Origin of the sequence: Escherichia sp. KCJ4928 (assembly GCF_004352695.1) — a bacterium.
GTDB lineage: Bacteria > Pseudomonadota > Gammaproteobacteria > Enterobacterales > Enterobacteriaceae > ECMA0423.
Genome location: NZ_SJWV01000171.1, coordinates 1 through 8,563, shown reverse-complemented (window position 1 = coordinate 8,563; position 8,563 = coordinate 1). Strand labels below are relative to the sequence as shown.

At 51.0% G+C, this 8,563-nt stretch carries 8 protein-coding genes and 2 pseudogenes; 2 read left to right on the top strand and 8 right to left on the bottom strand.

Annotated features, from left to right (window positions below):
- Window positions 1–110, bottom strand: a pseudogene (locus tag E0D98_RS18955) (DUF2713 domain-containing protein); the annotation flags it as partial.
- 317 nt (window positions 111–427) lie between these two features.
- Between E0D98_RS18955 and zur the strand changes: the two are divergent.
- The gene (gene zur / locus E0D98_RS18950) at window positions 428–943 is read left to right on the top strand and encodes a zinc uptake transcriptional repressor Zur (RefSeq protein WP_001295691.1); all 516 of its coding nucleotides are present in this window, start codon (window positions 428–430) and stop codon (window positions 941–943) included.
- A gap of 41 nt (window positions 944–984) precedes the next feature.
- Here zur and E0D98_RS18945 read toward each other — a convergent pair whose 3' ends face one another.
- From E0D98_RS18945 to dgkA, 4 genes are all read right to left on the bottom strand, one after another.
- A complete protein-coding gene (locus E0D98_RS18945) occupies window positions 985–1,194 on the bottom strand; it encodes a CsbD family protein (RefSeq protein WP_001030593.1) in 210 nt (69 codons plus the stop codon).
- 115 nt (window positions 1,195–1,309) lie between these two features.
- Window positions 1,310–2,635: an MATE family efflux transporter DinF gene (dinF, locus tag E0D98_RS18940; RefSeq protein WP_001295692.1), complete on the bottom strand. Its 1,326-nt coding sequence runs from the start codon at window positions 2,633–2,635 to the stop codon at window positions 1,310–1,312.
- Window positions 2,636–2,707: 72 nt separating this feature from the next.
- Window positions 2,708–3,316: a transcriptional repressor LexA gene (gene lexA, locus E0D98_RS18935; protein WP_000646078.1), complete on the bottom strand. Its 609-nt coding sequence runs from the start codon at window positions 3,314–3,316 to the stop codon at window positions 2,708–2,710.
- Window positions 3,317–3,425: 109 nt separating this feature from the next.
- Entirely contained in the window at window positions 3,426–3,794 is a 369-nt protein-coding gene (gene dgkA / locus E0D98_RS18930; protein ID WP_000002907.1) for a diacylglycerol kinase, read from the bottom strand.
- A gap of 170 nt (window positions 3,795–3,964) precedes the next feature.
- On the opposite strand from dgkA, the gene plsB reads away from it, so the two are divergent.
- Window positions 3,965–6,388 (top strand): glycerol-3-phosphate 1-O-acyltransferase PlsB, encoded by a 2,424-nt coding sequence (gene plsB, locus E0D98_RS18925; RefSeq protein ID WP_001301502.1) that lies wholly within the window; start codon window positions 3,965–3,967, stop codon window positions 6,386–6,388.
- 154 nt (window positions 6,389–6,542) lie between these two features.
- On the opposite strand, the gene ubiA is transcribed toward plsB, so the two are convergent.
- From ubiA to E0D98_RS18910, 3 genes and pseudogenes are all read right to left on the bottom strand, one after another.
- Window positions 6,543–7,415 carry a 4-hydroxybenzoate octaprenyltransferase gene (ubiA, locus tag E0D98_RS18920; protein WP_000455228.1) on the bottom strand — a complete coding sequence of 291 codons (873 nt, stop codon included), beginning with the start codon at window positions 7,413–7,415 and terminating at the stop codon, window positions 6,543–6,545.
- Between the two features lie 12 nt (window positions 7,416–7,427).
- A complete protein-coding gene (gene ubiC / locus E0D98_RS18915) occupies window positions 7,428–7,925 on the bottom strand; it encodes a chorismate lyase (RefSeq protein WP_001297295.1) in 498 nt (165 codons plus the stop codon).
- Window positions 7,926–8,147: 222 nt separating this feature from the next.
- Window positions 8,148–8,563: pseudogene (locus E0D98_RS18910) on the bottom strand (hypothetical protein); the annotation flags it as partial.

Here is an 8,563-nt window from a genome sequence, read left to right as displayed (position 1 = left end):
GTTGCATCTATATTATCTAATTTATCTTTGTTTGCATCTTTATTATCGAATTGATTTGAATTGAGTGTTTTATTAAAGTATCCAGTTGCACCGGGTATTATCTTCAACATGATTCATCTACCTTTTTTGTCGTACCGTGTCCTCCTTATAAGTGTTTTGCCATCTGGTCACTATCAAAAATCGCTCATAATTTCTGAACTACAGGTATGCGATCAAACCCAGTTAAATAAATAGCGAGTTAACTTGAAGCAATTTATTTAAAAATGAATTATTAATTATTATCGTGGTGATAATGGTACGACCAAGCAACACAACACCTTACGTACAAAACAGAAAATCAACATTACGGCAACAATAAGGGTTCTCGGTGTTTTTCCTGGAACATGGTAAAGTAAGGACATTCTTAACCCCCACTTTGAGGTGCCCGATGGAAAAGACCACAACGCAGGAGTTATTAGCGCAGGCTGAAAAAATCTGCGCGCAGCGTAATGTGCGCCTGACCCCACAGCGCCTGGAAGTGTTGCGCCTGATGAGTCTGCAGGATGGCGCTATCAGCGCTTATGATCTGCTTGATTTGCTGCGCGAAGCTGAACCGCAAGCCAAGCCGCCAACGGTTTATCGCGCGCTGGATTTTCTGCTTGAGCAAGGTTTTGTGCATAAGGTGGAATCCACCAACAGTTATGTGCTCTGTCATCTGTTCGACCAGCCCACGCATACGTCAGCCATGTTTATTTGCGATCGCTGCGGCGCGGTGAAAGAAGAGTGTGCAGAAGGCGTGGAAGACATTATGCATACGCTGGCGGCAAAAATGGGGTTTGCCCTGCGGCATAATGTGATTGAAGCACATGGGCTCTGTGCGGCATGCGTGGAAGTGGAAGCGTGTCGTCATCCTGAACAGTGCCAGCATGATCACTCTGTGCAGGTGAAAAAGAAACCGCGTTAAGAGGGCGTACATCCTTGTACACGTCGGGCAGGAGGGATTAATTACCAGCGATATTCATTGCGGGTTTCCCAATCCACGACCTCTTTTTCTGCCTGATCTTTCTGATAACCATAACGTTCCTGGATTTTACCGACCAGTTGATCACGTTTACCTTCAATGATCGTCATATCATCATCGGTCAGTTTGCCCCATTGCTCTTTCACTTTACCTTTAAACTGTTTCCAGTTACCGCCGGCTTCATCTTTATTCATAATCAAGACCTCATCGTTAGGTTGTGAATGAGAGTACGTTCACTTTTCTTCTGAACGTGAGATTAAGTGTAGTCAGCAATTTGGCTTAGGATTATTTATTCAGAATTTTTAACCGTCACGTTGCGGCAAACCAGGTACCGTTGCGCCAGTGACGCCGCCAGATAGCCGCCAGAGAAAGCCCGCGCAACGCCAGAAAGACGGTTAATGCCAGCCACAAACCATGATTACCCAGCCACGGCAGCGTAAGGAGCGTCAGCGCAAAACCTGCGGCGGCCACCGCCATACTGTTACGCATTTCGGCGGCACGCGTTGCGCCTATAAACATGCCGTCCAGCAGATAACACCAGACGCCAACCAACGGCAAAATCACCTGCCAGATAAGATAGCGGTCGGCCAGCTCCTGAATCTGGGTTAACGACGTCAGTAACGCAATGATGTGTTCCCCTGCCAGCAAATAAACCACCGAAAACAGTAGCGCTACGATCCCCGACTGGCGGCACGCTGCCCGCCAGACATCCAGCAACTGGCTACCGTCGCGCGCACCGTATGCCTGACCGGAATGTGCTTCAACCGCGTAGGCAAAACCATCCAGCGCATAGGCGGTAAAGGTGAGTAGCGTCATCAGAACCGCGTTAACAGCGATAATGTCACTCCCCAGTCGCGCACCAAGTACGGTGATCGCGCCGAAACAGAGTTGCAACAACAGCGAACGCAGCATGATATCGCGGTTAAGCGCCAGCAAGCGACGGAAGTTTCCTCGCCAGGCAGTTTTCAGCATTTCGCCGGAAATTCCGCGTAGTTTGAGGATTTTACGCACCATTAGCAGACCAATCAGCAATGTTGCATATTCCGCAATAACCGTCGCCAGCGCCGCGCCCTGCACGTTCATATGCAGCCCCATCACCAGCCAGACATCCAGCACAATGTTGAGGATATTGCCGACCACTAACAAAATTACTGGCGCACGGGCATATTGCACGCCGAGTAACCAACCGAGTAATACCAGATTCGCCAGCGACGCCGGAGCGCTTAACCAGCGGATTTCAAGAAAGCGCCGCGCCTGTTCCAGGACCGCTTCACTACCGCCAACAATATGCAGCGCCAGATCGATAATCGGTGTACGCAGCAGCGCAATTAACGCCCCAGCCCCCAACGCCAACAGCAACGGTTGCACCAGCGCACGGGCTAATGCCTGAGGATTTTTGGCACCATAAGCCTGCGCAGTCAGCCCGGTGGTGCTCATGCGTAAAAACAGCAACAGCATAAAGAGAAAGCTGGTCGCCGTTGCACCAACCGCCACGCCGCCCAAATAAACCGGGCTATCAAGATGACCAATTACCGCCGTATCGACCAGTCCCAGCAACGGAACGGTGATATTGGAGAAAATCATGGGTAAGGCGAGATGCCAGAGTGCTTTATCAGATGAAGTGAGGAATGCCATGCAGACAAGCCTGATGAAGAGAGATGAAAAACAAACCGCGACGCCTGGCGGCATCGCGGTCTCAGAGATATGTTACAGCCAGTCGCCGTTGCGAATAACCCCAACCGCCAGCCCTTCAATGGTGAAGCTCTGCTGACGAAGGTCAACGACAATTGGTTTAAACTCGCTATTTTCTGGCAACAGTTCGACTTTATTGCCCTGTTTTTTCAGGCGCTTAACGGTAACTTCGTCATCAATACGTGCGACAACGACCTGACCGTTACGTACATCCTGAGTTTTATGCACTGCCAGCAAGTCACCATCCATAATGCCGATATCTTTCATCGACATCCCGCTGACGCGCAGCAGGAAATCAGCATTCGGCTTGAACAAGGAAGGATCGACCTGATAATGACCTTCAATATGCTGTTGCGCCAGAAGCGGTTCACCGGCAGCCACACGACCTACCAGCGGCAACCCTTCTTCCTCTTCCTGCAACAGACGAATCCCGCGTGATGCGCCGGAAACAATTTCAATAACGCCTTTGCGTGCCAGCGCCTTCAGATGTTCTTCAGCCGCGTTTGGGGAACGGAACCCCAAACGCTGCGCGATTTCCGCACGCGTCGGCGGCATACCTGTCTGGCTGATGTGATCACGGATGAGATCAAACACCTCTTGTTGCCTGGCCGTTAACGCTTTCATTCCGCCCCCTGGGTGTATATACAGTTATGCTGTGAGTATATACAGCAAAAGGCGATTTTGGAACCATAAACTGCACAATAAACCAGAGATTTATCGAAATCTGGAAGGGTTATCCAAAATGCGACCATAACAGGATGCACCAGGTAATCACGGCGACGATAATGGCAATCAGCACCGCGGCGGATCCCATATCTTTTGCGCGTCCGGAAAGCTCATGGTATTCAGAGCCAATTCGGTCAACCACTGCTTCGATGGCGCTATTGAGGATTTCCACAATCATCACCAGCATCACGGAGCTGATAAGCAGCACGCGGGTAATTGCGTCCACATCCAGCCAGCAGGCGATGACCACCGCCAACAATACCGCTACGCCTTCCTGACGGAATGCCGCTTCGTTGATCCATGCAGCGCGTAAACCTTTCCAGGAATAGCCAGCAGCTTTGATAATTCGGGTGAATCCAGTGGTATTATTGGCCATTGAAAGAACCTTTTTACATTATGAGCGTCAATATCAGTGTACCGTTAAATCCGATGATTCGGGTTTGCGTAACGCCGCGCGAAACATGAGCGGATACCACAGAATTTCCCATGACTTTCTGCTATCCTTGCCGCGCATTTGCATTATTAACCAGAGGCTTTACATCGTTTATGTCCGGCTGGCCACGAATTTACTACAAATTACTGAATTTACCATTAAGCATCCTGGTAAAAAGCAAGTCTATTCCGGCAGATCCTGCCCCGGAACTGGGGCTGGATACCTCTCGTCCAATTATGTACGTTTTACCGTACAACTCGAAAGCAGATTTGCTGACGTTGCGCGCCCAGTGTCTGGCTCATGACTTGCCTGACCCGTTAGAGCCGCTGGAAATCGACGGCACGCTACTGCCGCGCTATGTGTTCATTCACGGCGGGCCGCGTGTGTTCACCTATTACACGCCGAAAGAAGAGTCTATTAAGCTGTTCCACGACTATCTTGATTTGCACCGCAGCAACCCAAATCTGGATGTGCAGATGGTGCCAGTATCGGTGATGTTTGGTCGCGCGCCGGGGCGTGAAAAAGGCGAAGTAAACCCGCCGCTGCGTATGCTTAACGGCGTACAGAAATTTTTCGCCGTACTGTGGCTCGGTCGCGACAGTTTTGTGCGTTTCTCGCCGTCAGTTTCGCTGCGCCGTATGGCGGATGAACACGGCACGGATAAAACTATCGCACAGAAACTGGCGCGCGTGGCGCGTATGCACTTTGCCCGTCAACGTCTGGCTGCTGTGGGCCCACGTCTGCCTGCTCGTCAGGATCTGTTTAATAAGCTGCTCGCCTCCCGCGCCATTGCCAAAGCGGTAGAAGATGAAGCGCGCAGCAAAAAAATCTCCCATGAAAAAGCGCAGCAGAACGCGATTGCGCTGATGGAAGAGATTGCGGCGAATTTCTCTTACGAGATGATCCGCCTGACTGACCGCATTCTGGGCTTCACCTGGAACCGACTTTATCAGGGCATCAACGTCCATAACGCCGAGCGCGTTCGCCAGCTGGCCCACGACGGTCATGAGCTGGTGTATGTGCCTTGCCACCGCAGTCACATGGACTACCTGCTACTTTCTTACGTGCTGTACCACCAGGGGCTGGTGCCGCCGCATATCGCCGCCGGGATCAACCTGAACTTCTGGCCGGCCGGGCCGATTTTCCGCCGTCTGGGGGCGTTCTTTATTCGCCGTACTTTTAAAGGCAATAAACTTTATTCCACCGTTTTCCGTGAGTATCTCGGCGAACTGTTCAGCCGTGGTTATTCCGTCGAGTACTTCGTGGAAGGCGGTCGTTCCCGCACGGGGCGTTTGCTGGATCCGAAAACCGGTACGCTGTCGATGACCATTCAGGCGATGCTGCGTGGCGGCACGCGTCCGATTACGCTGATTCCGATCTATATCGGTTATGAGCACGTCATGGAAGTGGGTACTTACGCCAAAGAACTGCGCGGCGCGACGAAAGAGAAAGAGAGCCTGCCGCAGATGCTGCGCGGTTTAAGCAAGCTGCGTAATCTCGGTCAGGGTTACGTCAACTTCGGTGAACCAATGCCGTTGATGACCTACCTTAACCAGCACGTACCAGACTGGCGTGAATCTATCGATCCCATCGAAGCGGTGCGTCCGGCCTGGTTAACGCCGACGGTCAATAATATTGCTGCCGATCTGATGGTACGCATTAACAACGCAGGCGCGGCAAACGCCATGAACCTGTGCTGTACTGCGCTACTGGCATCACGTCAGCGCTCACTCACCCGCGAGCAGTTAACCGAGCAACTCAACTGCTACCTGGATCTGATGCGCAACGTACCTTACTCCACGGACTCTACCGTTCCTTCAGCCAGCGCCAGCGAGCTTATCGATCACGCGCTGCAAATGAACAAGTTTGAAGTCGAGAAAGACACTATCGGCGACATCATCATTCTGCCACGCGAGCAAGCGGTGCTGATGACCTACTATCGCAACAACATTGCGCATATGTTGGTACTGCCTTCGCTGATGGCGGCAATTGTCACCCAGCATCGCCACATCTCCCGCGACGTATTGATGGAGCACGTCAATGTGCTTTACCCAATGCTGAAAGCGGAGCTGTTCCTGCGCTGGGATCGCGACGAGTTGCCGGACGTTATTGATGCGCTGGCAAATGAGATGCAACGTCAGGGGCTGATTACCCTGCAAGATGATGAGTTGCATATCAACCCGGTGCATTCTCGCACGCTACAGCTGCTCGCCGCAGGCGCGCGCGAAACGCTGCAACGTTATGCCATCACCTTCTGGTTGTTGAGTGCCAACCCGTCGATCAACCGCGGTACGCTGGAGAAAGAGAGCCGCACCGTCGCGCAACGTCTCTCCGTGCTGCACGGCATCAACGCGCCGGAGTTCTTCGACAAGGCGGTGTTCAGTTCTCTGGTGCTGACACTGCGTGATGAAGGGTATATCAGCGATAGCGGCGATGCCGAACCGGCAGAAACGATGAAGGTTTATCAGTTGCTGGCGGAGTTGATTACATCAGACGTGCGTTTGACGATTGAGAGTGCGACGCAGGGCGAAGGGTAATCAGAGAGAATTGCCGGATGCGGCGAAAACGCCTTATCCGGCCTTCCATAATCTGCAAATTCAATAAATTGCGATGTGTTGTGTAGGCCTGAGAAGCGCCGCGCATCAGGCAACCCAGAAGAAAGCCGGATGATCATCCGGCTTTTTTACATCATCAGAAATGCCAGTAACTCATTGCCAGCCCTAAAAATAGTACCAGACCAACATAGTTATTATTCATAAATGCTTTAAAGCAGGCTTCACGCTCGCGGTTGGCAATCAGTTTTTGTTGATAAACAAACAGCGCGCCAGCCACCACAATTGACCAGTAATATCCCCAGCCTAAGCCATTTAACTCACCGATGATCGCCATCAGTGCCAGTACGCCAATCTGCAAAATACCAATAATCAATTTATCGTATTGGCCGAACAGGATTGCCGTGGATTTAATGCCAATCTTCACATCATCATCGCGGTCAACCATCGCATACTGCGTGTCGTAAGCCACCGCCCAGAGAATATTGGCGAGGAACATTAACCAGCAACTCAATGGCACCGACTCACTCACAGCGGCAAAAGCCATTGGAATCGACCAGCCAAACGCCGCGCCCAGCACCACTTGCGGTAGATGGGTATACCGCTTCATAAATGGGTATACCCACGCCAGCGCCAGCGCGGCAATCGACAACAGAATAGTCATCGTATTCAGCGTCAGCACCAGTAAAAATGAAATCAATACCAGCACTACAAACAGCGCGCGCGCCTCTTTCTCCGTTACCGCGCCGCTGGGAAGCGGTCGGTTCGCCGTGCGCTTAACATGACCATCAAACTTGCGGTCAGCATAATCATTCACCACACATCCGGCAGCGCGCATCAGCCAGACACCCGCGACAAACACCGCCAGGATCCAGAGCTGAGGAACGCCCGGTGTCGCCACCCACAACGCCCATAATGTTGGCCAGAGCAGCAGTAACGCGCCAATTGGCTTATCCGTACGCATTAAGCGATGAAACGCCAGCAGCTTATTCTGCGTCAGACTCCACTCCATATTTTTTTCCTCTTAGTACAACGGTGACGCCGGTAAAAACAGTTCTGTTAGCAACAGCGGTTTACCGCTTAATCGCAGGCGGGAACGTCGCCCCCACAGTCCGGCATCACGGCCTATCTCAATAAAGTCCCGGGTTAATGTCGATGATGTGAACAGATAGCGTCCTAACGGCGTTTTACCCAATTTTTGTAACGCCAGCTCCGGCCCGCTTAACGTTGACACAGGAACTACGGTACGACCGGCAAGCCACGGTTCACCATCGGCACATAACAAAATTTCACGTAACCAGTAACGAGACTCTTTCGGCAGCAGCGGCAGTTCTTCGGGAATTTCATTCTGCTCGACAAACCCTTCGCGGATCATCGTCACGCTCACCGTTTTTCCCTGCTGTTCAAAACGTTTTGTCATGGAATCTTCCAGCAACAGCCAGTCGAGCAGTTGCGGCTCCAGGGCAGGGATCTCTTTAAAATAGCGCAGCGCACGCAGTTGCGTTAACGCGGGGTGTGACATGCCGAACTCTCCGTTACATAACGTAAAGGCATTGTATCGCAGAAAAGTGTTTACGGGAGATGTAAAGCAAATTAAGTGATCTAATGCGCAACAAAAACGCAACAATCGCATGAAGTGGTAAAACGCTGTTGAACCTTACGCTTTGCCGATGCCCGTGCTGGCGAGGGCAACCATAGGGGCATCACCGCCCAGGATGCCAGGAATGGTGATGTTTTCCTTTACTTAAATACCTTTATTCTTTATACGAGTAGCTCGCCAACTCGCAGTAAAAATGGGGAAAAGTGCATATTTATCCTGAGATTTGGAGCCGAAAAGTGTTTCCGGAGTAAGATTAACAGGCAATATCTCATGTCTGGATTTGTAGATATACGTGGAATTCCAATTGGTATCTTTTGTAGGATTCAACATATCATGTAAGCGCTGGGAGCTTACCACCATAACAGGCCCATCATCGACAGAGGAGAACAGGATAAATATATTATCGTCTCGTGTTAATTTATTAGTGTTAAAGGTTCTTAACTTTTCTTCAGTTTCTATAAATATAGGTGAAACATCATCACTACGAATCCACTCTTTATAAAGATACCAGGCATTTGCTTTGATCATATCATCCGTTGATCGTAAGGCCTGATCGATAA

What these genes read in the sequence shown, in the direction of transcription:
- zur (WP_001295691.1), top strand. Translation starts at nt 428, where the DNA reads ATGGAAAAGACCACAACGCAGGAGTTATTAGCGCAGGCTGAAAAAATC.
- dgkA (WP_000002907.1), bottom strand. Translation starts at nt 3,794, where the DNA reads ATGGCCAATAATACCACTGGATTCACCCGAATTATCAAAGCTGCTGGC.
- E0D98_RS18945 (WP_001030593.1), bottom strand. Translation starts at nt 1,194, where the DNA reads ATGAATAAAGATGAAGCCGGCGGTAACTGGAAACAGTTTAAAGGTAAA.
- lexA (WP_000646078.1), bottom strand. Translation starts at nt 3,316, where the DNA reads ATGAAAGCGTTAACGGCCAGGCAACAAGAGGTGTTTGATCTCATCCGT.
- dinF (WP_001295692.1), bottom strand. Translation starts at nt 2,635, where the DNA reads ATGGCATTCCTCACTTCATCTGATAAAGCACTCTGGCATCTCGCCTTA.
- plsB (WP_001301502.1), top strand. Translation starts at nt 3,965, where the DNA reads ATGTCCGGCTGGCCACGAATTTACTACAAATTACTGAATTTACCATTA.
- ubiA (WP_000455228.1), bottom strand. Translation starts at nt 7,415, where the DNA reads ATGGAGTGGAGTCTGACGCAGAATAAGCTGCTGGCGTTTCATCGCTTA.
- ubiC (WP_001297295.1), bottom strand. Translation starts at nt 7,925, where the DNA reads ATGTCACACCCCGCGTTAACGCAACTGCGTGCGCTGCGCTATTTTAAA.